Genomic DNA, 22,407 nt, shown 5'->3' on the forward strand with positions numbered 1-22,407 from the left:
AAGCCGTCGAGGTGCGTGCCCCGGCGTCGGCCCGCAGGCGGGGGTTTGAAGACGGGCCCTAGGTGTGTGTGCGGCACCCGGGTGATTACCGGGCGGTCGGCGCAAGGCCGGGCGCCGCGGGGGGACGCATCTCGACCGCCACGGCCGACGGACGGCCGGGGCCGTCCCGATCCGGGCAGGAGGCCCCATGCTCAGCACCCGATCGCTCTTCGACGAGATCTACCGGAACGACGAGGCCTACCAGTTGTTCTGCAGCATCGCCGCGGGCGGCGAGGACCAGGGCGGCTGGGAGAACGAGCGGATCACCGAACTCACCCGTGACCCGGTACTCGCCCCGAAGATCGCCCGGCACGGCGCCGACGAGCGCAAGCACGGCCGGATCTTCACCCAGCTGCTCCACAAGCGCGGCCTGCCCAAGCTGGACGTCCCCGCCGAGGCCGACTACTGCATGCTGCTGGAGCGGCAGGGCGTCGGCCTCGCCCACGAGCGGCTCACCACCGACGCCCCGCTGACCGACCGCGAGATCATCACCTACCTGGCGCACAGCCGGGTCACCGAGCAGCGCGCGGCCGAGCAGATGCGCCAGCTGGTCAAGGTGTACGGGGACAACCCCGACCTCGGCCGGGCGATGCGGATGATCTCGGCGGACGAGGACAACCACCTCGCCTACTGCCACGAGGAGCTGCTGCGGCTGGCCGCCGAGGGCCACGGCCCGTTCATCCGGCACACGCTGGAGACCTGCGCGCGCGGCGAGATCCGCACCCACCGGGACGTCGGGCTGGCGGTGACGTCCCGGATGGCGCGGATCCTGGCCTGGCCGCGCTGGCAGCTGGCCGTGGTCACGGCCGGCGTGCACGCGCTCTACCTGTACGACCTGCTGTACGGCTGGCGGCGGATGGTGCGGCTGCGGACGCCCGCCCTGCGCAACGCGCTGGGCACCCCGGCGCCGCCGCACGCCGAGCACGAGCCGCTCTGAGCGGCTCCCGCCCCTCCGCCCGTACGAGCCCGTACGACGCCGTACGGGGCCCCTCGCGACCCGGTCAGCGCCCGATGATGAGGCTCATCGCCTCGGCCCGGGTGGCCGGGTCGCGCAGCTGCCCGCGCACGCAGGAGGTGATGGTCTTGGCGCCGGGCTTGCGGATGCCCCGCATCGACATGCACATGTGCTCGCACTCGACGACCACGATCGCGCCGCGCGGCTCCAGGATCCGCATCAGCGCGTCGGCGACCTGGCTGGTGAGCCGCTCCTGCACCTGCGGCCGGCGGGCGTAGACGTCGACCAGCCGGGCCAGCTTGGACAGGCCGGTGATCTTGCCGCTGGTGGACGGGATGTACCCGACGTGCGCGACGCCCCGGAACGGCACCAGGTGGTGCTCGCAGACGGAGGTCAGCTCGATGTCCTTGACCAGCACCATCTCGTCGTGGCCGAGGTCGAAGGTGGTGGTCAGGACCTCCTCGGGCACCTGCCAGAGCCCGGCGAATATCTCCTTGTAGGCCCGTGCCACCCGGGCGGGGGTCTCCAGCAGCCCCTCGCGGTCCGGGTCCTCGCCGACCGCCAGCAGCAGCTCACGGATGGCGTTCTCGGCCCGCTTCTGGTCGAAGGTGCCGACGGCGGGCGGACCGTCGAGCGTCACCGGGTCGATCATGCGGGCCTCGCTCACTCGTTTGACGAACATGGGTTGAACAGCACGGATGCCGCGCCTCCAGGGTACAAACCCTGGTGGCGCGGCATCCATTCCGTCGGTTGCCGGTGCGGCGGTCAGCCCTCGGTGGGCGGTTCGACCGGCAGCGGCGGGAGCTTCACCACGTCGGCCGGGGCGGCCTCGGCGGTGGCGGCGGCACCGTTGGTGAGCGCCAGCTCCTTGGGCGACTGGACCGGCGGGCGGGTGGACGGCGTCCGACGGGCGGAGCCGGTCCACGCCGGACGCGCCGGGCGCCTGACGATGGGGGCGAAGATCTCGGCGATCTGCTCCTTGTTGAGGGTCTCCTTCTCCAGGAGCTCCAGGACCAGGTTGTCGAGCACGTCGCGGTTCTCGACCAGGATCTCCCAGGCCTCGTTGTGCGCGTTCTCGATGAGCTTCTTGACCTCTTCGTCGACCAGCCCGGCGACCTCTTCCGAGTAGTCGCGCTGGTGGCCCATCTCGCGGCCCAGGAACGGCTCCGAGTTGTCGCTGCCGAACTTGATCGCACCGAGCCGCTCGGTCATGCCGTACTGGGTGACCATGGCCCGCGCGGTGGCGGTGGCCTTCTCGATGTCGTTCGACGCGCCGGTGGTCGGGTCGTGGAAGACCAGCTCCTCCGCCGCGCGCCCGCCCAGCATGTAGGCCAGCTGGTCGAGCATCTCGTTGCGGGTGGTGGAGTACTTGTCCTCGTCCGGCAGCACCATGGTGTAGCCGAGGGCCCGGCCGCGGGACAGGATGGTGATCTTGTGCACCGGGTCGCTGTTGGGGCACGCCGCCGCCACCAGGGCGTGGCCGCCCTCGTGGTACGCGGTGATCTTCTTCTCCTTCTCGGACATGATCCGGGTCCGCTTCTGCGGGCCGGCCACGACGCGGTCGATCGCCTCGTCCAGCGTGACGTTGTCGACCAGCTTCTTGTCCGAGCGGGCGGTCAGCAGGGCGGCCTCGTTGAGGACGTTCGCCAGGTCGGCGCCGGTGAAGCCGGGGGTGCGCTTGGCGACGGCCGAGAGGTCGACGTCCGGCGCGACCGGCTTGCCCTTCTGGTGCACCTTGAGGATGTCCAGTCGGCCCTGGAGGTCGGGGCGCTCGACCGCGATCTGCCGGTCGAAGCGGCCCGGGCGCAGCAGCGCCGGGTCCAGGATGTCCGGGCGGTTGGTGGCGGCGATCAGGATGACGCCGCCCTTGACGTCGAAGCCGTCCATCTCGACCAGCAGCTGGTTGAGGGTCTGCTCGCGCTCGTCGTGGCCACCGCCGAGGCCGGCACCGCGGTGCCGGCCGACGGCGTCGATCTCGTCGACGAAGACGATCGCCGGGGCGTTCGCCTTGGCCTGCTCGAAGAGGTCGCGGACGCGGCTGGCGCCGACACCCACGAACATCTCGACGAAGTCCGAGCCGGAGATCGAGTAGAACGGCACCCCGGCCTCGCCCGCGACGGCGCGCGCCAGCAGGGTCTTGCCGGTACCGGGCGGGCCGTAGAGCAGCACGCCCTTGGGGATCTTGGCGCCGACGGCCTGGAACTTGGCCGGCTCCTGGAGGAACTCCTTGATCTCGTGGAGCTCCTCGACCGCCTCGTCCGCGCCGGCGACGTCGGCGAAGGTGGTCTTCGGGGTGTCCTTGGTGAGCAGCTTCGCCTTGGACTTGCCGAACTGCATGACGCGCGAGCCGCCGCCCTGCATCTGGTTCATCAGGAAGAGGAAGACCAGCACGATGATCACGATGGGCAGCATCGACAGCAGGAGGCTGACGAGGGTGCTCTGCTTCTCGGGGCTGATGGTGTAGCCCTCGGTGAGCGTGCTCTGGTCGTTGTCGTTGATCTGGGCCTGGAGCTTGTCGGCGATCGCGACACCCTGGTCGCCGATGTACGAGGCCTGGAACTTGCTGCCGGACTGCGGCTTGCCGGTGCCCACGGCGGGCAGCTTGGAGCCGTCCTTCAGCTGGATCTTGATCGTGTTCGAGTCACCCGTGGTGATCTGCGCCGACTTGACCTGCTTCGCGTCGATCGCTGCGACGACCTGCCCGGTGTCCACCGTCTTGTAGCCGTTCGAATCCGAAACGACCTGCATCAGCACGATGACGGCGAGGACGGCCAGCACGATCCACATGATCGGCGCACGGAAGTATCGCTTAACGTCCATCCATGCGGGGCGTTGCCGCCCCGTCCCTCCTGCCACTCAACGGCGCCGCGGGGCCCTGGGCCGCCGGCGCATCCGGTCAGTGCTCATGTGAAGAGCGGTTTTATTGGACCGTACCGCAGTACGACCCCCACGTGGCGGGAGCACTGCGATACGACGTTCTTCTATGGTCCCCCCGATCCAACGGGCGGGAACAGGTTCCTGTTCCCGCCCGTCGTCCGAACGGGTTCTCAGCCGCCGTAGACGTGCGGGGCGAGAGTGCCGATGAACGGCAGGTTGCGCAGCTTCTCGGCGTAGTCGAGGCCGTATCCGACCACGAACTCGTTCGGGATGTCGAAGCCGACGTACTTGACGTCGATCTCGACCTTGGCCGCGTCCGGCTTGCGCAGCAGGGTGCAGACCTCCAGCGAGGCCGGGCCGCGCGAGCCCAGGTTGCCGAGCAGCCAGGACAGGGTCAGACCGGAGTCGATGATGTCCTCGACGATCAGGACGTCACGGCCGGCGATGTCGGTGTCGAGGTCCTTCAGGATCCGCACCACGCCGGAGGACTTGGTGCCCATCCCGTAGGAGGAGACCGCCATCCAGTCCATGGTCACCTGCGAGTGCAGGGCACGGGCGAGGTCGGCCATCACCATCACGGCCCCCTTGAGGACGCCGACGATCAGCAGGTCCTTGCCTGCGTAGTCGCGGTCGATGCGCTCGGCCAGCTCCAGGAGCTTCGCGTCGATCTCGTCCTTGCTGATGAGCACCTTCGCGAGGTCAGCGCCCATGTCGTTCTGGTCCACCGGGGATACGTCCTCAAACGTGTCGGGGTCTGGATGGCCGGCGGCCGGCTCCCCCGGGGCATGCCCGCCCGTCAGTCGCCCTGTCGCCGAAAGACCAGCGTGCCACACCGCCGGGTGGCTTCGACGCCCCCGGGTAGGTGCAGCGGCCCCTGGCCGCGCCATCCGGTGACCAGCAGGTCGATCGTTTCGAGGTGCCGGGCGAACAGGTCGCCCGCCGGACAGCCCGCCCGCAGCGCGGCCCGGCGCAGCACCCGGCGGCGTACGGCGGGGGGCAGCTCGGCCAGTTTGACGGCGTCCAGGGCGCCTTCGCCCGTCCGGATGTCGCGCTCGGCCAGCGCGGCCCACTGGTCGAGCGCGTCGGCGTCGTCGCGGAACAGCCGGGCGGTCCGGGCGAGGGCCTCGACCACACCGCCGCCCAGGTGCTTCTCCAGCACCGGCAGCACCTCGTGGCGGACCCGGGAGCGGGTGTAGGCCGGGTCGCAGTTGTGCGGGTCGTCCCAGACCGGGATGGCCTGGGCGGAACAGGCCTGCCGGGTGGCGGCCCGGTCGAGCTCCAGCAGCGGGCGGCGGTAGCGGCCCTTCTGGGCCGGCATGCCGGCCAGCGAGCGGGAGCCGGAGCCGCGGGCGAGGCCCAGCAGGACGGTCTCGGCCTGGTCGTCGCGGGTGTGGCCGAGCAGGACGGCGACCGCGCCGTGCCGCTCGGCGGCGGCGTCCAGCGCGGCGTACCGGGCGTCCCGGGCGGCGGCCTCGGGACCGCCCTCGCGGCCGACCAGGACGGCGACTGTCTCGACCGGGTCGAGGCCGAGTTCGCGCAGCCGGTCGGCGACCTGGGCGGCGCGGTCGGCGGAGCCCGTCTGGAGGCCGTGGTCGACGGTGACGGCGCCGACCCGCAGGCCGATCTTGGGCGCCTCGAAGGCGGCGGCGATGGCGAGCGCCATGGAGTCCGCGCCGCCGCTGACGGCGACCAGGACCAGCGGGGAGCCGGGCGCGGCGGGGGTGCGGGGCAGCCCGGACGGGTGGCGGTGGGCGTTGCCGATCAGCGTGGTGCCGACGGCGGCGCCGGTGGCGGCAGCGGCGGCGGCCAGCGGCACGCCTCCGGTGCGCTCGCGCGGCTCGCGGGCCGGCGCGGTGAAGGTGGAGCCGGCCTCGGCGGCGAGGTCGGTGAGGGTGCGGCGTACGGCCAGGCGTATCGCGGCGACGGCGGGGTGTGGGCCCACGGCGGACGACTCCTCGACGGAGGGGGGACAGGGCGGCGGTGGGCGCGGCGGGGACCGCGCATCCATGAGCACCGTGTTACCGGGCGCTCACAGATGGTGGCAGAAAGGAGGCACCCGCTACGCCACCCGCGCCACCGGTACGACCACCGTCCCACGTTCGGGTGAATGAAGAAACGTATCTTCACCCGCCATGTGCACGACTGGTCCACCCGTGCGAACGGGTTCGGCCTTTCCACGGCCCTTCCGCGCCCCCTCCGCGCCCGTTCCGAGCCGGCTGCGTCAGCGGGCCACCCGGGCGACCCAGGCGGCCGGGTCGTGGATCTCGTCCTTGGTCGGCAGGGTGTTCGGCGAGGTCCAGACCCGGTTGAAGCCCTCCATGCCGACCCGCTCGACCACGCCCCGGACGAACACCGCGCCGTCCTGGTACTGGCGGAGCTTGGCGTCCATGCCGAGCAGCCGGCGCAGCACCAGGTCGAGCCGGTTGGCGCCGCGGTCCCGGCGCTGCTGGAACTTCTCCCGGATCTCGGCGACGCTCGGCACCACGGCCGGGCCCACGCCGTCCATCACCACGTCCGCGTGCCCCTCCAGCAGGGACATCACCGCGGTCAGCCGGCCGAGGATCTCCCGCTGGGCCGGCGACTGGACGATCTCCAGCAGACCGGCCGACGGCGTACTGTCGCCGCGCCCGCCGAGACCGGGCAGGCCGGCGCCGAGCGAGCCGGCGGCCTCCCGCAGCCGGTCCACCAGCGCGCCCGGGTCGACGTCCGTCTCGGCCAGGAAGGACTGCACCTCGGACTGGATGTGGTCGCGCAGCCAGGGCACCGCGGTGAACTGGGTGCGGTGGGTCTCCTCGTGCAGGCAGACCCAGAGCCGGAAGTCGGCCGGGTCGACGTCCAACTCCCGCTCGACGTGGACGATGTTGGGCGCCACCAGCAGCAGCCGGCCGGGGCCGGGGCCCTCGGGGCCCAGGCGCGGCTTGTCGAACAGCGCGGCCGGGCTGTCCGGCGCCTCCAGCGACGGCTCGGCCGGGGCGAAGGTCTCGTACTGGCCGAGCACCTTGGTGGAGAGGAACGCCAGCAGCGCGCCGACCTCGATGCCGGTCGCCTTCTCCCCCACCGTGCCGAGCATCGCGGAGGCCGAACCGCTCGACCGGCGCGCCTGGAGCTTCTCCACCAGCGGCTGGACGATGGTGCGGAAGCCCGCGACGTTGGCCCGCACCCAGCCCGGGCGGTCCACGATCAGCACCGGGGTCGCGGCGGCCTCGGCCAGACTGCTGGAGCGCATGCCGGTGAACTCCCGGACGTGCTCCTCGGCGGCCAGGGCGTGCCGGCGCAGTTCGGCGACGACCGCCGCCGCCTCGGCCCGGCTCACCTCCGGCCCCGGCCGCACCAACCTGGTCGCGGTCGCGACCGCGAGATTCCAGTCGACCATGTCGGCACCGCCGCTCGCGCTCGTCATGCCATCACCGTACGTGCTCCCGTCCGCCTGGGGGAGCCGGAACGGCCGGTCAATGGCAGCCCGGTGGCAGCCCGGTGGCCGGCCGGTGGTCCCTCAGTGGCAGCCGCAGGCCGCCAGTTTGGCCACCACGCGGTCCATCGCGGCGCGGGCGGTGTCGACGGGGGCGCCGGTCCGGGTCATCAGGGCGAAGGCGAGCAGCCGGCCGTCGGCGTCCACCACGGTGCCCGCCAGGGTGTTGACGCCGCTCAGGCTGCCGGTCTTGGCGCGGACCAGGCCGGCCGCGTCCGCCGCCCCGGAGCCGGCGCCGAAGCGCTTGCCGAGGGTGCCGGTGAATCCGGCGATCGGCAGGCCGGACAGCACCGGACGCAGCGTCGGGTGCTGCTCGGAGGCGGCCAGCGCGAGCAGCTTGACCAGGACGGCCGGCGGGATCGCGTTGCCGGTGTGCAGACCGCTGCCGTCGTTGATCGTCACCCCGGTCATCGGCACGCCGAGCCGGGCGAGCTCCTGGGTGACGGCGGTGGCCGCGCCCTCGAAGCCGGCCGGCTGGTGGGCGGCGATCGCGGCCTGCCGGGCGATCGCCTCGGCGAGGGTGTTGTCGGAGGTGGTCAGCATCCGCTCGACGAGGCGGGCCACGGTGGGCGAGTCCACCCGGCCGAGCACCGGGGCGTCGGCGGCGATCGGGGCGGCGGCCGGCTTCGCCTTGCCCTGGACGGTGACGCCCTGGGCCTTGAGCAGGGCGGCGAAGGCCTCGGCGGCCTGGCCGGCCGGGTCGGGGACGCGGGCGGGCGCGTCCTCGCGGCTCTTCGGGTCGACCCTGCCCTCGTCCACCATCAGCGGCGTCACCGCGGCGATGTTCTCGCCGTCGTGGTTCTTGTGCAGCAGGCCGCCGGTGTAGAGCGAGACGTCGTAGTCGAGGACGACGGTGGTGGTGCCGGCGGCCTTCAGCGCGGCCGCCGTCTGCCGGGCCAGCGCGTCCAGCGAGGCGGGGGCGGTGTCCGGGTCGACGGGGAGGCCGCCGATCAGCACCTGGTCGGCGGGGAGCCCGGTCAGCGTCGGGTCACCACCACCCACGAGGGTGATCCCACCGGTCGCCGCGTTCTTGACGACCCTGGTGGTCAGCCGGGTGTCCGCCGGGATCAGCGAGAGGGCCGCGACCGAGGTCGCGAGCTTGGTGGTGGAGGCGGGTGTGGCGGCGGCGTTCTCCGCCGTGCCGTAGATGAGCTGGCCGTCGGCGGCGTCCGCGACGGCGAGGCCGACGGTGCCGAGGTTCCGGTCGGCGAGCACGGCGGCGAGGGCCTGCTGGAGCCCCTGGGCGGTCGGCAGGGCGCTGCCCGGGCCGGCGTCGGCGGCGGCCAGCACGAGGCCGGCGGGGGCCGGGCGGGCGGCGCCGGCGGGCTTGGCGGGCGCCGCGGCGCCCGGCGCGGTGGTGGCGGGGCTCGCGGGGCTCGCGGGGCTCTTCGGGCTGGACGCGCCGGCGGGCGGTCGGGGGGCGCTGTCGTCGCCCCGGTTGCCCTTGTCGCCCTTGCCCGCCTTGTCGCCCTTGTCGCCCTTCTTGCCGTTGCCCTCGTCCTCGTCGCCCTGGGCGTTGCCCGTCCCCGGCCCGCCGGGCGTGCCGGGGGCGGCCGGTCCGGACGGGGTGGTGGACGGCTGGGCGTACGCGCCGCCCGCGCCCAGCGTCACCCCGGCGACCAGCAGCGCCGCCCCGAACAGCCCGGCAGCCGTCCCCCCGCGCCGGCTCCCCGCCCCAGCCCCTGCTCGCACCGACCCGGCCCCTTTCCTGAGCACCCACTCCCGTAGGAGACACTTGGATTCTGTCAGTCCCTACCTTGGAGGAACCGTTGGAGTTCGACGTCCTTATCGAAATCCCGAAGGGCTCTCGTAACAAGTACGAGGTCGACCACGAGACCGGCCGTCTGCGGCTCGACCGGATGCTCTTCACCTCGACCCGCTACCCGGCCGACTACGGCTACGTCGAGGGCACCCTGGCGGACGACGGTGACCCGCTGGACGCCCTGGTCATCCTGGACGAGCCGACCTTCCCCGGTTGCCTGATCAAGTGCCGCGTCATCGGCATGTTCAAGATGACGGACGAGGCCGGCGGCGACGACAAGCTGCTCTGCGTTCCGGCGACGGACCCGCGCTGGGAGCACCTGCAGGACATCCACCACGTGTCGGAGTTCGACCGCCTGGAGATCCAGCACTTCTTCGAGGTCTACAAGGACCTGGAGCCCGGCAAGTCGGTCGAGGGTGCCAACTGGGTCGGCCGCACCGAGGCCGAGGCCGAGGTCACCGCGTCGATCAAGCGCCTGGCGGACCAGGGCGGTCACTGAGCCGTCGTGCCCATCTCGTCCGTCCGGCGGCCCGTCCACCGGGGCGCTTCGGGGTAGGTCGAGGCAGTCGGAGGCCGGGATTCGCGGAGTCGTTCCGCGGACCCCGGCCTTCGTCGTACCCGGGGGCGGACCATGATGGGTTACCGACACCCTGTCGGCATGGCGGTTAGTTAGGTTAGGCTAACCGAAGCAATCGGGGTGTCACTCGATCTCTGGAGGCCCGCATGCCCGCACCCGAGCAGCCCGTCCCGTTCTCCACCGTGCTGCGCACCGCGAGCAGCGCCGAGCACGAGGCCGCCGAGCACTCCTCGTTCATGAGCCACCTGCTCGGCGGACGGCTCGGGATCGAGGCCTACGCCGACCTCACCGGCCAGCTCTGGTTCGTCTACCGCGCCCTGGAGGGGCGGGCGGAGGAGTTGGCGGAGCACCCGGTGGCCGGGCCGTTCATCGACCGCACGATCCTGCGGACCGCCGCCATCGAGCGCGACCTGGCCCACCTGCGGGGCCCGGACTGGCGCGAGGGGCTGGTCGCGCTGCCGGCCACCGCCGCCTATGCGGCGCGGCTGGAGGAGTTGGTGGAGCGGTGGCCGGCGGGCTACGTCGCGCACCACTACACCCGCTACCTGGGCGACCTCTCGGGCGGCCAGATCATCCGCGGCATCGCCGAGAAGACCTGGGGCTTCGAGCGCAAGGGCGACGGCGTGCGGTTCTACGTCTTCGAGCAGGTGGAGAACCCGGCCGCGTTCAAGCGCGAGTACCGGGCCAAGCTGGACGCCGCCGGACTGGCGCTGGACGAGGTCGAGCGCCGCCGGGTGGTCGAGGAGTGCAAGCGCGCGTTCCGGTTGAACGGCGCGCTCTTCCAGGACCTGGACACCCGGTACCCGCTGAGCGCCTGAGCGTTTGTGCGTGAGCAGGAAGTCGGCCGGTCCGACTTCCTGCTCCGCGGCGTTTCGTCGGGTTCTCCCGGGGCCCGCACTGGTGTGCGGCGAGGGCCGTTCCTGGTACTGATGGGGCGTGCGCTTTGACAACGTCCCGATACCGCCGTCCATCGATGCCAGGCCCCGCGATGCCCGCGGCTACCCCGTTCCGGCGATCACGCCGTGGGAGGGCGACCAACCCCAGTTCGCGCTGACGGACTACGGCCGCAGCGCCGACTGCGCGCGCGAGCGGCTCTGTTCGGTCTGCAACCTGCTGATGCCCAAGGGGCCGGTGTGGCGGGTGGTCGGCGAGACGGAGAGCGCCGCGATCGCCGAGGCACTGGCGGCCGGGCGGCCCTACCGCAATCTCGCCCCGACCCTGGAGGGCCCCGGCCACCGCGCGTGCATGCTCTACGCCTCGATGGTCTGCCCGTACCTGGCCCGGCCCAACGCGCGGCGCAGGCAGTCGGCCGAGCAGCCGGACGACCTGACCGGACACGTGGTCCGGGGCGCGATCCGGGGCACGACCGGCGCCGTGGTGGGGTTCGGCGACTACGAGTACGGGATCACCGACACCCGGGTGCTGTTCCGCTTCCTCGACGTGGTGGAGTTCCTGCCCCATGACAATGCGGACGAGCATCTCGCGGACCTGAGAACGGAGTTGGACCGCCTGGCCGGTCGCTGACCCGGCCGGGCGGTCCCCCGGTCCTCGTGCTCGTCGGTGTCAGCCGCGGTAGGCCGGCAGGCCGACGCGGCTGGTGACCACGACGGGCTTGGCGGCACCGCTGACCGGGAGGGTGACGATGCCCTTGGGCGTCCGGGCGGCGATGGTCCGGCCGTCCGGCGAGAAGGTCGGCTCGGTGTAGTTGGTGGTGGCCTTGGGAGTGAGGTCCTTGGCGGTCTTGTCGCCCCGGCCCTGCACGAAGAGGTGGTCGTGGCCCTGAACGGAACGGACGAAGACGACGTCCTCACCGTCGGGCGAGACCGCGGGCTCGGAGCCCTTGGCCAGCTCGTCGGTCTGCGAACGCAGGTTCTCGTCGCGGATGTAGACGGTGCCGTTGTCGACGTTGGCGAAAACGCTGGTGCCGGTCTTGCTGCTCGCGTTCGGCCAGATGTTGCCGGTCTGCGGCAGGAGGTCGCCGTCGCCGTCGCCCCAGACGCTCAGGTCGGCCGGCTGGCCCTGGCCGGCCGCGGCGGGAACGGTCTTCAGCTGGGAGACACCGTTCTTCCTGGCGACGAAGACGATGCTGTTCCTGGCGGGAACCCCCGCCGCCGGGATGGCCGGGACCGAGTGCCAGGTGGGGTGGTTCCAGTTCTGTCCGCCGGGGTTCTTGGCCACGGTGACCCGGTTGCTGCCGTCCGGGTCGGAGATGACGAGGTTGCTCGCACCGTCGATGAAGACGGCCTTGCTGCCGTCCGGGGACCAGGCGAGGTCCCGCACGACGGTGCGGAAGTCGACCGTCCTGCCGTCGATCTGCACGTACCGGGTGCCGTTGCTGACGGTCAGCACGTTGTGCTTCAGCCCCTTCGAACCCGCGGCACCGAGCGAGGCGGCCTGGGCGGCCGGGCTGACGGTGGCCACCAGGCCGAGCGTCAGGGCGGCGACGGCGGCGAACTTCGCGGCGCGGGACGAGGACTTGCGGAACGAAAGGGCCTTGCTCATGATCGGTTGTCCCCCTGGAACGACGTGATGCTTCGATTCCGCACCAGAGCCGTGCCGTGTCCACCGTCCTCGGCGGACTGTCGTCCGCCCGTTCGATCACTCGCTGCTCTGTGCGATGAGAGAAGCCTGTCAGCCGTGCTTCCGCAATGTGTGTGGCAACCGTCACGGATGTGAAACAGCGTCACGCGATCCACACAAAGGCGACGGAGCAGGAGGTCGGAGGGGTCGACTTCCTGCTCCGAGGCGGTTCATCGAGCTTTTTCGGGAGTGCCGTCGATGGGGGTGCGGCGCCCCTGGCACCCACGGCAGGTGATCGGCGGTGGCGGGCTGATCTTCAGGGCGGTGAGGACGCCGGTGATCACGGTGGCGATCGCGAGGGTGAGGAGGATGGCGAAGGCCGCGCCGATGAGGAAGGTGCTCATTCCTGTCCCGTTTCGCGGAGGAGCGCGAGCAGGTTGAGGACGGTGGCGACGGAGGTCTCGCCGAAGTCGACGAGGAGGCGGCCGTCGATGGTGACGTCGGAGACGGCGGCGGAGCCCCAGCGGATGCCGAAGGGCTTGCCCCGCTCGTGGAGTTCACGGAGGAGGGAAGTGACCTCGGGTTCGGTGTAGGTGCGGAGGTACGCGTCGTGCGGTTCGACGGGGGCGTTCACGCGGCGGCGTCCAGCTCGAACCAGGTGACCTTGCCGGCCTTGACGGGGTCGACGCCGAACCGGTGGGTGAGGGCGCGCACGAGGTGGAGCCCGCGCCCGGAGACCGCGTAGAGGTCGCCGGGGTGGGGGGATTCGGACAGGTCCGGGCAGTCGTCGCACACCGAGACCCGGAGGGTGGCCGGTCGCAGGCAGACGAGGACGGCCGGCGCCTGGCAGCCCCCGTGCTGCCAGGCATTCACGAAGATTTCGTGAAAGGCGAGTTCGGCGTCGTCGATGACGTCCGGCGGCCAGCCGGAGGAGGAGAGGGCGGCCCGGAGTTCGGCACGGGCGATGGAGCAGTCGGGCGGGTTGAGGGCACGCATGACAGACCTCCATGGGGAGGAGTGAGGGAGGGGAGGAAACGTACGCCGAACATGGGCAGCAGGCGCCTACCGCCGCAGATCACAGGCGTTACTGACGATCCGCCATGTGATCGACGCAACACTGACGGTAGGCCATAATGTTCCACGCGTGCAACACGATCCAGGAAGATGGGCCCGCGGGGACGAGAGGTCTCACTCGCGCGAGTGGCATCCCGAGCCCGCGCAGCGGGAGACTGCTCCGACACGGAAGGACACCCCTTGGCACTCAGGACCCAGATCAGTGAGAGGCAGCGGCGCTTCGGCGCTGAGCTGAGGCGCCTCCGCGAGGGCGCGGGGCTGGCGGTCAAAGACGCCGGAGCGCTCGTCGGCATGGGCGGCCCACAGCTCAGCCATATCGAGGCCGGACGTACGGGGCTGGATCCCGATCGCCTGGCCGTTCTGCTGAGTTCATATGGTCACATGAATGAGACCTATGTTGCGGCGCTCCAGCAGATGGGGCTCAGCAATGGGAAAGGCTGGTGGAGCTCCTTCAAGGGGCTTGTCACCACCGCTGCCCTCGATCTGGCGGAGTCCGAGTCGACTGCTGCTTCGCTGTCCAGCTACGAAACGCTGCTGATCCCCGGACTGCTTCAGCTCCCCGGCTACAGCGAGGTCATGCTCAGCGGCGACAAGAAGAAGGTGGAATTCCGGCAAAGCCGCCAACAGGTCGTAGGCGAGGACATGGCCGTCCCCTTCCACGCGGTGATCCATGAGGCCGCTCTGCACACTCGATTCGGCGGCTCGGACGCCATGAGGGACCAGCTGGACCATTTGGTCGAGCTCAGCGAACTCCCTCACATCACGATTCAGATCCTGCCCTTCCGCTGCACCGACTTCGTCTCCACCGGTACGCCATTCATGATCATGCATGGCCGACACCGAGATCTGGACACAGTGCTGTGGGAGCACCCCGGCGGCACCTCGTACTTGAGCGACCAGGAAGAAATCACTACCTACAACTCGAAGTTTGAGCGGCTCAAATCCCTTGCTCTCCCGGCGCTGGACGCGTCTTGCCCTCTGCGATCTCGTGTCGAACACGACTCCTGGGGTCTAATTCAACATCTTCGCTACACCCTCTAAGGAAGGCGCACATGTCAGAGCTCGATTGGCAGAAGTCCAGCTTCAGCGGCGACGATGCCAATTGTGTCGAGGTCCGCACAGAGGCCGGCCTGGTCGAACTCCGGGAATCCGACGACGGCGACGTCATCCTCCACACCACCCCGGCCGCCTTCGCCGACCTCCTCGGCACCATCAAGGCCGGGAAACTCGACCACCACGCCTAACCTCGACGCGCCCTCGCTCCACACGAGCGAGGGCGCCAACCCCAGCTCACAGCAGCCGATGCGGGAGGCAACAGTGCAAGATCATCACTGGCAGAAGTCCAGCTTCAGCGGAGATGACTCCAACTGCGTCGAGGTCCGCACAGGGGCCGGCCTGGTCGAACTCCGGGAGTCCGACGACGGCGACGTCATCCTCCACACCACCCCGGCCGCCTTCGCCGACCTCCTCGGCACCATCAAGGCCGGGAAACTCGACCACCACGCCTAACCTCGACGCGCCCTCGCTCCGCACGAGCGAGGGCGCCAACCCCAGCTCACAGCAGCCGATGTGGGATCAGTTGTGCGTGGTGGCCGGTGGGCCGGCGATGGCGGTGAGCCGGAGCTTGGTATCGTCCTCACTGCCGGGCACAGCGGTCATGATGACGATCTTGAGCTCGGAGTCGCCGTCGGTCAGGACGTCGCAGTCCACCGTGACCGGGCCCACCGACGGGTGGTCGATCGTCTTGTGGTCCTCGCGGTGCGCGGCCACCTCTCCAATCACCCACAGCTCGGCGAACCTCCTGTTGCCCGCGTTCAGATCGCGGATCAGCGCGGCCAAGCGGCCGTCCTGGGGGAAGCGGCCGGTGGCGCGGCGCAGGTCGGAGACGACGGCGGCGTCGGTGGTGTCGCGGTCCGCCTCGGTCACCGGCCACAGCGCGAGGCGGGCGGGGCCGGCGTCCACCGGGAACCTGTCGCGGGCGAAGTTGCGCAGCCGCGGTGGCGAGGCGGAGGGATCGCCCAACAGGGCGGCCCACCCGCGGTTCCACCACACCAGTTGCCAGTCCGCCGCGAACACGGCCACCGCCACGTCCCCGAGACGGGCGAGCACCCGTTGCATGCCGGGCGGGAGGTGGTCGGAGATCGCGCCGTCCGCCGGCGGTACGAGCCGGGCAAGCCGGTACAGGTGGTCCCGCTCGGCGGTGGACAGTTGCAGGGCTCGCGCCAGGGACGCCACCACCGACGCCGAGGGTGTCGTGGCCCGCCCCTGTTCGAGGCGCACGATGTAGTCGACCGATACCCCGGCCAGGTCAGCCAGTTCTTCGCGTCGCAGCCCGGCTGCCCGGCGCCCGCGGGCCACCGGCAGCGCGGCGGCCGATGGGGGCAGCCGGTCCCGCCACGTGCGGATCATCGCGCCCAGTCCGGTTCCGGGTGTCGCCGACATGAACTCCATCCTCCCGCATCCCTGGCCGTGCAGGGGGGCGCGAGGGTGGTACTGGTCTTCCTATCGTCGTGGCGTCCCTGGCCCGCCTCCCTCGTCGGGATCAGAGTCGGACGCATGACCATCACCTTCATCACCGGAGCCAACAAGGGACTCGGCCGCGAGACCGCCCGCCGCCTGATCGAGTGCGGCCACACCGTGCTCGTCGGAGCACGCGACCGCGAACAGGGCGAGGAGGCCGCCGCCGCGCTCGGCGCACGCTACGTCCCCATCGACGTGACCGACGACGCGTCCGTGGCCGCCGCGGCCGCGGACGTCGCCGAACACGAGGGCAGGATCGACGTCCTGATCAACAACGCCGGTGTGCACGGCCCCATCGGCGATCCCGGCGACCTCACCGCCGCCGACGCCCGCGCCGTCCTCGACGTCAACGTCATCGGCGTCATCCGCACCACCACCGCGTTCCTGCCGCTACTGCGCCGCTCGGACGACCCTGTGATCGTCAACGTCAGCAGCGGCATGGGCTCCCTCGCCCTCACCCACGACCCCGGCCGGCCCGAGTCGCACGTCGTCGCGCCGCTGTACACCTCCTCGAAGGCGGCGCTGACGATGCTGACCACGCAGTACGCCAAGGGGCTCAAGGACATCCGCGTCAACGCCGCCGACCCCGGCTACACCGCGACCGACCTCAACGGTCACAGCGGCCCCCAAACCGTCACCGAGGGCACGGACGCGATCGTCGCCCTCGCCACCGAGAAGCCCGGCGCCGGCAGCGGACGCTTCGTCTCCCGCCACGGCGAGATCGCCTGGTCCTGACACCGGCCGCGCCGGATCAGCCGGGGTGCTCCAGGACGCGACTCGCATCGTGATCGACCTGCGGTTCGCCCCCCTACAGGGGCTGGCCACCTCCGTTGTCCTCGAACAGCTCGCGCGTGCGGCGCAGCAGTGCCTGCCGCACGTCGTCCGGGGACAGCACCCGTAGCGGGGTGCCCAGGCTGAGCAGGTACTTCGCGAGGCCGTCCGCGTCGGGGCCGCCGATCTCGATGATGGTGGCGTCGGGGCCGTCCGGGTGGTGGGTGCCGACCGTCGGCGGGACCAGCCGCAGCGCCCGGTCCATGGGCAGCGGGAGGCGGACCGTCACGTAGCGCGGGTACACGCCGCTCGCGATGCCTCGCGAGACCAGAAGCGCCGGATCGGGCGGGTCGACGAGTTCCACCTCCTGCCCCGTCGGCTGCGCCTGCGTCACCCGGTCGGCCCGGAACGTCCGCCACTCGCCCCGCGCCACATCCCGGGCGACGAAGTACCAGTGGCGGCCGGTGTGCACGAGGCGGTACGGGTCGACGTCCCTGACGCTGGCCTTCTCCGCCCGGTCGCGGTACGACAGGCGGACGCGCTTCCCCTGGCGGCACGCGGTGGCGAGTTCCAGCAGCATGCCGGGCGCGACCTGCGGCTCGTCGGGCCTGGGGGTGTGCACGAACGCGGCGTCCATCCCGGCCAGCCGGTCCGCGATCTGCGGCGGGAGGGCCTGCCGCAGTTTCAGCAGCGCCGACAGCGCGGCCTGGTCGTTGCCGAGGACGCCGCTGAGCGCGGCTTCGCGCAGGGCGACCGCCACGGCGAGTGCCTCCTCGTCGTCGAGGATCAGCGGTGGCACCCGGGTGCCACCGCCGCCCAGGCGGTAGCCGCCCCACGGCCCGGGCTCGGATTCGACGCCGTAGCCGAGCTCCCGCAGCCTGGCGATGTCCCGGCGGACGGTGCGCTCGGTGACCTCCATCCTCCCGGCCAGCTCGCCGCAGGTCCACGACGGCCGCGCGGACAGCAGCGAGACAAGTCGCAGAAGGCGGGCGGACGTACTGATCACATCCCGAAGTCTCCTCCACGACCAGGACCGAACCTGTCCTGGTCCCGTCGTAGCGTCCTCCCCATGAGCACCGGAACCACTTCCGCACCCGCGATCCGCTACTCGGCCGTCACCTTCGACTGCCCGGACCCGGCCGAGCTGGCCCGCTTCTACGGCGACGCCCTCGGCCTGCCCGTCGTCTACTCCAGCGACGATTTCATCCTGCTCGGCCAGGAGGGTTCGCCCGGACTGGGCTTCAGCCGGCTGGCCAACTACCGACGGCCCACCTGGCCGGACCCCTCCCAGGAGAAGCGGGCCCACATCGACCTGGGTGTCTACGACCTCGATGCCGCCCAGGCCCGGCTGCTGGGCCTGGGCGCCGTGGAACCCGCGACCCAGCCGCAGCCTGATCGGTGGAGGGTCCTGCTGGACCCCGCCGGCCATCCGTTCTGCATCTCCACCCTGGCCTGAGCATGATCGGCCGACTGATGACCATGACCGCGCACCCGGGCAGTGGCGGTGTACTCGCCGCACCGCAGAGACCTCACCGTCCTGGGCGGGGTGGGCGTCTCGACCGATGGCCGACCCTGACGAACGTCTGGCGCAGGAAGTCGGACGGGCCGACTTCCTGCGCAAGCGCTGTGGCCCTCGCTCGGATCGGGCGAGGGCCACGGTCGGGCTTCGAGGGAAGGCTCAAGCACTCCCGCGCCGTGGCCGCGCGCGCCTGTGTCTTCCACGGAGACAAGCTTCAGCAGCCGCGGGTGCTCACGACGCCGGTGGGCTGGGTGACGTTGATGAACTCGGTCGAGTAGTTGCCCCAGAAGTCGCGCGTGGTGACCGCGTAGACGCTGGTCTGGTACTCGACGAACACGGCCCAGGACTCACCCGGCTTGAGGGTGAACTCCAGGTTGTAGGTCTCGTTGATGCTGGTGTTGAGCTGCGTGCCCAGCTGGGCGGTGAGTATCTCGCTCGTCGAGAACGAGAGGTTGGTGCTGGTCTGGGTGGAGACGGTGTAGCTCACGCCCCTGCTGTACTTGGCCTCGACGGAGGTGGACTGGTTGCGGAGGCACTTGCTGGCGCGCTCGTCCCACGACCTGCCCCGGCGGTGCAGGGTGACCTGGGGGCCCGAACCGTCCCCTTGGGCCACCGGAATGCCGGGGCCGGCCGGGATGCCCGGGAGGGTGGCGTATCCGGTGACCACGACCTGGGGCAGGGTCGCGTCGACGGGCTGACCGATCGAACCGTCCGCGAGCTCCACCACCGATCCGCCGCCACCGGACGGACCGGCCCCGCCGTCTCCGCCGTCCCCGGGGTCGCCGCTCCAGCCGCCGCCCCCTTCGCTACCGCCGCCACCGGACGGGTCACCCACGTCGCCGCCGGGCCAGCCGCCGCCCCCTTCGTTACCGCCGCCCTCGTCGCCCGGGTCCTCGTCCTGGCACAGGGTGGAACCGTCGCAGGCGTACGCGGCGAAGGGAACGGCCATGCTCGGAACGGCGGTGAGGACGACGGCGCCGAATACGGCCGACGTCGCCAGGTTTCTCAACTTCACGGGTTCTCCAAGGTCGGGTCAGCTGAATGTCGAGCCGGGTTCTCGACCCGATGGCACGGCAGTCTTCCCGGCGGCCCGGCCCCGCACAGCCGTAGAACTACGCAACCGAATACGGAGCTGTCAGTGCGGCGCACTACGTTGGGCCCGAGGCCAGGGACGGGGGGGAGAAGTTCCGAGACTGAGGTGAAGGGGTCGGTGGGCGTCGTGCCGTTTCCGATGGCGGACGGTCCAACGGTGGGACGTGAGGCGGAGTTCGCGCGGCTCGCTCAGGTCCTGGACGGGTTGGAGCGCGGCCGGGGAGCCGTGGTCGAGATCACCGGTGAACCGGGCGCGGGCAAGACGCAGTTGGCCTGCGGGCTGGCGGAGCAGGCGGCGCGACGCGGGCTTCCGGTGATCTGGGCCCGGGCGCCCCGCTCCGGCGAGGGCCCGTTCCGGGTCTTCCGCGACGCGGCGGGGCCGGTCTCGGCCGCCGAGACGTCCGACCAGGCCGCCTGGTGCGAACTGATCCGGCGCCGGGCCGCCGGTGGCGTGCTGGTGGTCGACGAGCTGCACCTGGCCGATCCGGCCTCGGTGGAGCTGGCACTCCGGTTGGTCCGCTCCGCCTCCGCCCACTCCGCCTCCGCCCGTTCCGCGCCCACCACCCCTGCCACCCCGGCCCCGCCCGTCGCCGCCTTCGTGCTGGTGCTGGCACACCGGCCCCGGCAGAGCCCACCGGCCCTGCTGGAGGCACTCGACCTCGGTGTGCGGACGGACGCGATCGTCCGGGTGGAGGCCGGCCCGCTGGATGTGGCGGCGGTGTCGGCGCTGCTCGACCACTGGCACCGGGCGGCCGGGGCGGTGGCGGCCGGGGCGGAGGCGGTGACCGACGGGACCGCCGCCGCGGTGGCCCTGCACGCCGCGTCCAAGGGGCTGCCGGGGTACCTGCGGCTGCTGGTCGCGGCCCGCTTCGACACCGGGCTGTGGCCGGACCGGGCGGGCGACGACGAGGACGCGCTGCTGCGCGAGGCGGCGCCGCTGCTCGCCGAGCTCGGCGAGCTGAGCGGGCCGGCCCGGGCCGCCGCGCGGGCGGCGGCCGTGCTGGGCGGAACGTTCCGGCCGGCCGAGGCCGCCCGGATCGCCGGGCTCGGCGCGCGGGACGGCCTGGCGGCCTGCGCCGAGCTGGTCCGCGCGGACCTGGTGCGTCCGGCGGGTCACGGCCGGCACCTGGCGTTCCGCCATCCGGCCGTCGGACAGGCCGTGCACGCCGACTGCGAGCTGCCCTTCCTGCTCGACGCCCACCGGCTGGCCCTGCGGATCGCCGTCGAGCGCGGTGCCCCGGCCCCCGAACGGGCCCGGCACGCCGAGCACCTGGTGCACACCGACGGGCCCACCGCGGCCCGCGTCCTCGCCGAAGGGGCTGCGGAGACGGTCACCCGGGCACCCGCGCTCGCGGCCCGCTGGCTGCGGCTCGCCCTGGACGCGCTGCCCGCGCGTGGCCGGGGGCTGCGGGAGCGGCCGATCTGGGAGCTCGCGCACTGCCGGGCGCTGATCGCCTCCGGACGCCTCACGGAGGCCCGCGCCCTCGCCCACCACCTGCTTGCCGAAAGCTGCCCCCGGGCCGCCGGGCAGGCCGCCGACGAGAGCGCCCGACTGCCCCCGCACCTGCTGCCGCGGGCGTACGCGGTCTGCGCCGCCGCGGAGCGGCTGCTCTGTCGCTACGAGGAGGCGGAGGCCATCGCCCGCACCGGGATGGCGCTGCTGCCCCGGCCGCTGCCTGACGTGCTGTCGGCCGAGGCCACCGAACTGGTCTACGAGTACGGGCTGGTGCACGTGCTGCGCGGCACCCACGACCGGATCCGCCCGCTGCTGCGGGAGGCCGCCCGGTCGCGGACCGAGGCCGGGCACGCCGCCTCGACGGCCCTGGACGTCCTCATCGCCTTCTGCGACGTCCTCTCCGGCGACACCGCGCGGGGAGCGGCCGAAGTGGCCCGCTGCGCCGCGCTGGTGGACGCGTTGCCGGACGGTGTGGCCGGCCACACCCCGGACGTCCTCACCCTGCTCGGCTGCGCGGAGCTGTACCTGGAGCGGTTCCCGGACGCCCGCCGCCACCTCCTGCGGGGTCTGGACGCCGCGACCGGCGGGGCGCAGAAGCACATCCGCGCCGACCAGTTGCTGGGCCTGACCATGATCGACCAGTGGGCCGGGCGGCTCGACGAGGCGGAACGCCGGGCCACCGAGGCGGCGGAGCTGGCCCGGGCCGTCGGCACGCCCGACGTGGTGACGCTGGCGACGGCGATGCGCGCCATGACGCTGGTCTGGTCCCGGGGGCGGCGGTACGCCGGTCACGCGGTCGCGCTCGCGGCCCGGGCGGTGGACACCACCGCGCTGGGCCGGGGCTGGTGGGCCACCTCGGCGATCAGCCTGCTGGCACACGCGCAGCTGATCGGCGGGGACCCCGCCGGCTGCCTGCGGACCCTGCTGGACGGCGGCGGCGGTCCGGGCCTGCCGGAGGTGCAGCCCGCCTTCCGGCCCTCGCTGCTCGCCCTGATGGCACTCGCCGCGCTGGCCGGCGGGGACCTCGGCCACGCCGAGCGGTTGCTCACCGACGCGGAGGAGGACGCCGGCCGGCTCGCTCTGCCGCTGCAGTGGGCGTGCGTGCACCGGGCCGGGGCCCAACTGCGGTCGGCGCGCGGGGACCACGCCGGGGCGCTGGAGCTGTTCGAGCGAGCCGCGGAGGGCTTCCGCACCGGCGGACTGCCCGTGCAGCACGCCTGGACGCTCATCGCCGCGGCACCCGTGGCGGCGGCGGTACGCGGCCCGGCCGCCGCGCTGGACCTCCTGGCGCGGGCCGAGGCGCTGGCCCGTCCCTGCGGGGCGGTCCTGGCCGTGGAGGAAGCGACACGTGTGCGCGACCGGCTCGCCGCGGGCCCCGAGCGGGCGGGCCTCCCGGCCACCGGTCACGGGTCCGCGGACCTCCACTCCGCGCTGAGCGAGCGCGAACGGGAGGTCTCCGAGCTGGCCGCCACGGGACTGCGCTCCCGGCAGATCGCCGAACGCCTCTTCCTCAGCCACCGCACCGTCGACTCCCATCTGGGCAGCGCCTACCGCAAGTTGGGCGTCTCCTCCCGCACCGCCCTGGCCCGGGCACTCGGCCCCGCCAGGCCCTGAAGCTTGTTCCGGACAGCGCAGGAAGTCGGAAGGGCCGACTTCCTGCGCAAACGCTGTGGCCCTCCGGTCAGACACCGAGGGAACTGCGGTGGCGGGCCAGGGCGGTGGCGCCGCCGCCCAGGAGCAGCAGGCCTCCGGCGGTGGCCAGCAGGGGGATCACCG

23 protein-coding genes are annotated in these 22,407 nt (G+C 72.2%); 10 read left to right on the forward strand and 13 right to left on the reverse strand.

Going from position 1 to position 22,407, the window contains the following annotated elements:
* The first annotated feature begins 187 nt into the window (after window positions 1-187).
* On the forward strand, window positions 188-976 hold the full coding sequence (locus ACFP3U_RS28995; RefSeq protein ID WP_380228671.1) for a ferritin-like domain-containing protein: 789 nt from the start codon (window positions 188-190) through the stop codon (window positions 974-976).
* Between the two features lie 64 nt (window positions 977-1,040).
* Here the strand turns inward: ACFP3U_RS28995 and folE are convergent, their stop codons facing one another.
* The 6 genes from folE to dacB all read right to left on the reverse strand — a co-directional run bounded on the left by folE (window position 1,041) and on the right by dacB (window position 9,032).
* Entirely contained in the window at window positions 1,041-1,646 is a 606-nt protein-coding gene (gene folE / locus ACFP3U_RS29000; RefSeq protein ID WP_380228728.1) for a GTP cyclohydrolase I FolE, read from the reverse strand.
* Between the two features lie 113 nt (window positions 1,647-1,759).
* Entirely contained in the window at window positions 1,760-3,814 is a 2,055-nt protein-coding gene (ftsH, locus tag ACFP3U_RS29005) for an ATP-dependent zinc metalloprotease FtsH (RefSeq protein WP_380228672.1), read from the reverse strand.
* 227 nt (window positions 3,815-4,041) lie between these two features.
* Window positions 4,042-4,596: a hypoxanthine phosphoribosyltransferase gene (hpt, locus tag ACFP3U_RS29010; protein WP_030059589.1), complete on the reverse strand. Its 555-nt coding sequence runs from the start codon at window positions 4,594-4,596 to the stop codon at window positions 4,042-4,044.
* A 71-nt stretch (window positions 4,597-4,667) separates the two neighbouring features.
* Window positions 4,668-5,813: a tRNA lysidine(34) synthetase TilS gene (tilS, locus tag ACFP3U_RS29015; protein ID WP_380228673.1), complete on the reverse strand. Its 1,146-nt coding sequence runs from the start codon at window positions 5,811-5,813 to the stop codon at window positions 4,668-4,670.
* A 279-nt stretch (window positions 5,814-6,092) separates the two neighbouring features.
* Window positions 6,093-7,271: a zinc-dependent metalloprotease gene (locus ACFP3U_RS29020; RefSeq protein WP_380228674.1), complete on the reverse strand. Its 1,179-nt coding sequence runs from the start codon at window positions 7,269-7,271 to the stop codon at window positions 6,093-6,095.
* 93 nt (window positions 7,272-7,364) lie between these two features.
* The gene (dacB, locus tag ACFP3U_RS29025; RefSeq protein ID WP_380228675.1) at window positions 7,365-9,032 is read right to left on the reverse strand and encodes a D-alanyl-D-alanine carboxypeptidase/D-alanyl-D-alanine endopeptidase; all 1,668 of its coding nucleotides are present in this window, start codon (window positions 9,030-9,032) and stop codon (window positions 7,365-7,367) included.
* Between the two features lie 77 nt (window positions 9,033-9,109).
* On the opposite strand from dacB, the gene ACFP3U_RS29030 reads away from it, so the two are divergent.
* The 3 genes from ACFP3U_RS29030 (at window position 9,110) to ACFP3U_RS29040 (ending at window position 11,203) form a co-directional block, all read left to right on the forward strand.
* Complete coding sequence (locus ACFP3U_RS29030; RefSeq protein ID WP_350553205.1) at window positions 9,110-9,601, forward strand: inorganic diphosphatase; 492 nt, start codon at window positions 9,110-9,112, stop codon at window positions 9,599-9,601.
* A 224-nt stretch (window positions 9,602-9,825) separates the two neighbouring features.
* Entirely contained in the window at window positions 9,826-10,497 is a 672-nt protein-coding gene (locus ACFP3U_RS29035; protein WP_380228676.1) for a biliverdin-producing heme oxygenase, read from the forward strand.
* A gap of 118 nt (window positions 10,498-10,615) precedes the next feature.
* The gene (locus ACFP3U_RS29040; protein WP_380228677.1) at window positions 10,616-11,203 is read left to right on the forward strand and encodes a hypothetical protein; all 588 of its coding nucleotides are present in this window, start codon (window positions 10,616-10,618) and stop codon (window positions 11,201-11,203) included.
* Between the two features lie 39 nt (window positions 11,204-11,242).
* Here the strand turns inward: ACFP3U_RS29040 and ACFP3U_RS29045 are convergent, their stop codons facing one another.
* The 4 genes from ACFP3U_RS29045 to ACFP3U_RS29060 form a co-directional block, all read right to left on the reverse strand.
* Window positions 11,243-12,181: a TolB-like translocation protein gene (locus tag ACFP3U_RS29045; RefSeq protein WP_380228678.1), complete on the reverse strand. Its 939-nt coding sequence runs from the start codon at window positions 12,179-12,181 to the stop codon at window positions 11,243-11,245.
* 248 nt (window positions 12,182-12,429) lie between these two features.
* On the reverse strand, window positions 12,430-12,603 hold the full coding sequence (locus ACFP3U_RS29050) for a hypothetical protein (RefSeq protein WP_380228679.1): 174 nt from the start codon (window positions 12,601-12,603) through the stop codon (window positions 12,430-12,432).
* Complete coding sequence (locus tag ACFP3U_RS29055; RefSeq protein ID WP_380228680.1) at window positions 12,600-12,833, reverse strand: hypothetical protein; 234 nt, start codon at window positions 12,831-12,833, stop codon at window positions 12,600-12,602. Before ACFP3U_RS29055 ends, ACFP3U_RS29050 begins: the two co-directional genes overlap by 4 nt.
* Window positions 12,830-13,195 carry an ATP-binding protein gene (locus ACFP3U_RS29060; protein WP_380228681.1) on the reverse strand — a complete coding sequence of 122 codons (366 nt, stop codon included), beginning with the start codon at window positions 13,193-13,195 and terminating at the stop codon, window positions 12,830-12,832. The genes ACFP3U_RS29055 and ACFP3U_RS29060 overlap by 4 nt, the downstream gene beginning before the upstream one ends.
* A 258-nt stretch (window positions 13,196-13,453) precedes the next feature.
* Between ACFP3U_RS29060 and ACFP3U_RS29065 the strand changes: the two genes are divergently transcribed.
* The 3 genes from ACFP3U_RS29065 (at window position 13,454) to ACFP3U_RS29075 (ending at window position 14,782) form a co-directional block, all read left to right on the forward strand.
* On the forward strand, window positions 13,454-14,314 hold the full coding sequence (locus tag ACFP3U_RS29065; protein WP_380228682.1) for a helix-turn-helix domain-containing protein: 861 nt from the start codon (window positions 13,454-13,456) through the stop codon (window positions 14,312-14,314).
* Window positions 14,315-14,325: 11 nt separating this feature from the next.
* A complete protein-coding gene (locus ACFP3U_RS29070; protein ID WP_380228683.1) occupies window positions 14,326-14,517 on the forward strand; it encodes a DUF397 domain-containing protein in 192 nt (63 codons plus the stop codon).
* A gap of 73 nt (window positions 14,518-14,590) precedes the next feature.
* The gene (locus ACFP3U_RS29075; RefSeq protein WP_380228684.1) at window positions 14,591-14,782 is read left to right on the forward strand and encodes a DUF397 domain-containing protein; all 192 of its coding nucleotides are present in this window, start codon (window positions 14,591-14,593) and stop codon (window positions 14,780-14,782) included.
* Window positions 14,783-14,848: 66 nt separating this feature from the next.
* Here the strand turns inward: ACFP3U_RS29075 and ACFP3U_RS29080 are convergent, their stop codons facing one another.
* On the reverse strand, window positions 14,849-15,715 hold the full coding sequence (locus ACFP3U_RS29080; RefSeq protein WP_380228685.1) for a helix-turn-helix domain-containing protein: 867 nt from the start codon (window positions 15,713-15,715) through the stop codon (window positions 14,849-14,851).
* Between the two features lie 114 nt (window positions 15,716-15,829).
* On the opposite strand from ACFP3U_RS29080, the gene ACFP3U_RS29085 reads away from it, so the two are divergent.
* Window positions 15,830-16,528 carry an SDR family NAD(P)-dependent oxidoreductase gene (locus tag ACFP3U_RS29085; RefSeq protein WP_380228686.1) on the forward strand — a complete coding sequence of 233 codons (699 nt, stop codon included), beginning with the start codon at window positions 15,830-15,832 and terminating at the stop codon, window positions 16,526-16,528.
* Between the two features lie 73 nt (window positions 16,529-16,601).
* Here the strand turns inward: ACFP3U_RS29085 and ACFP3U_RS29090 are convergent, their stop codons facing one another.
* The gene (locus ACFP3U_RS29090; protein ID WP_380228687.1) at window positions 16,602-17,570 is read right to left on the reverse strand and encodes a helix-turn-helix transcriptional regulator; all 969 of its coding nucleotides are present in this window, start codon (window positions 17,568-17,570) and stop codon (window positions 16,602-16,604) included.
* 63 nt (window positions 17,571-17,633) lie between these two features.
* Between ACFP3U_RS29090 and ACFP3U_RS29095 the strand changes: the two genes are divergently transcribed.
* Window positions 17,634-18,020, forward strand: coding sequence for a VOC family protein (locus tag ACFP3U_RS29095; RefSeq protein ID WP_380228688.1), 387 nt, complete (start codon window positions 17,634-17,636; stop codon window positions 18,018-18,020).
* Between the two features lie 277 nt (window positions 18,021-18,297).
* Here ACFP3U_RS29095 and ACFP3U_RS29100 read toward each other — a convergent pair whose 3' ends face one another.
* Window positions 18,298-19,098 (reverse strand): DUF6426 family protein, encoded by an 801-nt coding sequence (locus ACFP3U_RS29100; RefSeq protein ID WP_380228689.1) that lies wholly within the window; start codon window positions 19,096-19,098, stop codon window positions 18,298-18,300.
* Window positions 19,099-19,332: 234 nt separating this feature from the next.
* On the opposite strand from ACFP3U_RS29100, the gene ACFP3U_RS29105 reads away from it, so the two are divergent.
* Entirely contained in the window at window positions 19,333-22,245 is a 2,913-nt protein-coding gene (locus tag ACFP3U_RS29105) for a LuxR C-terminal-related transcriptional regulator (protein ID WP_380228690.1), read from the forward strand.
* Window positions 22,246-22,407: the final 162 nt, after the last annotated feature.

Origin of the sequence: Kitasatospora misakiensis (assembly GCF_042656005.1) — a bacterium.
GTDB lineage: Bacteria > Actinomycetota > Actinomycetes > Streptomycetales > Streptomycetaceae > Kitasatospora > Kitasatospora misakiensis.

What these genes read in the sequence shown, in the direction of transcription:
- ACFP3U_RS29095 (WP_380228688.1), top strand. Translation starts at nt 17,634, where the DNA reads ATGAGCACCGGAACCACTTCCGCACCCGCGATCCGCTACTCGGCCGTC.
- ACFP3U_RS29070 (WP_380228683.1), top strand. Translation starts at nt 14,326, where the DNA reads ATGTCAGAGCTCGATTGGCAGAAGTCCAGCTTCAGCGGCGACGATGCC.
- ACFP3U_RS29050 (WP_380228679.1), bottom strand. Translation starts at nt 12,603, where the DNA reads ATGAGCACCTTCCTCATCGGCGCGGCCTTCGCCATCCTCCTCACCCTC.
- ACFP3U_RS29035 (WP_380228676.1), top strand. Translation starts at nt 9,826, where the DNA reads ATGCCCGCACCCGAGCAGCCCGTCCCGTTCTCCACCGTGCTGCGCACC.
- ACFP3U_RS29080 (WP_380228685.1), bottom strand. Translation starts at nt 15,715, where the DNA reads ATGTCGGCGACACCCGGAACCGGACTGGGCGCGATGATCCGCACGTGG.
- ACFP3U_RS29085 (WP_380228686.1), top strand. Translation starts at nt 15,830, where the DNA reads ATGACCATCACCTTCATCACCGGAGCCAACAAGGGACTCGGCCGCGAG.
- folE (WP_380228728.1), bottom strand. Translation starts at nt 1,646, where the DNA reads ATGATCGACCCGGTGACGCTCGACGGTCCGCCCGCCGTCGGCACCTTC.
- ACFP3U_RS29060 (WP_380228681.1), bottom strand. Translation starts at nt 13,195, where the DNA reads ATGCGTGCCCTCAACCCGCCCGACTGCTCCATCGCCCGTGCCGAACTC.
- ACFP3U_RS29045 (WP_380228678.1), bottom strand. Translation starts at nt 12,181, where the DNA reads ATGAGCAAGGCCCTTTCGTTCCGCAAGTCCTCGTCCCGCGCCGCGAAG.
- ACFP3U_RS29020 (WP_380228674.1), bottom strand. Translation starts at nt 7,271, where the DNA reads ATGACGAGCGCGAGCGGCGGTGCCGACATGGTCGACTGGAATCTCGCG.
- ftsH (WP_380228672.1), bottom strand. Translation starts at nt 3,814, where the DNA reads ATGGACGTTAAGCGATACTTCCGTGCGCCGATCATGTGGATCGTGCTG.
- ACFP3U_RS28995 (WP_380228671.1), top strand. Translation starts at nt 188, where the DNA reads ATGCTCAGCACCCGATCGCTCTTCGACGAGATCTACCGGAACGACGAG.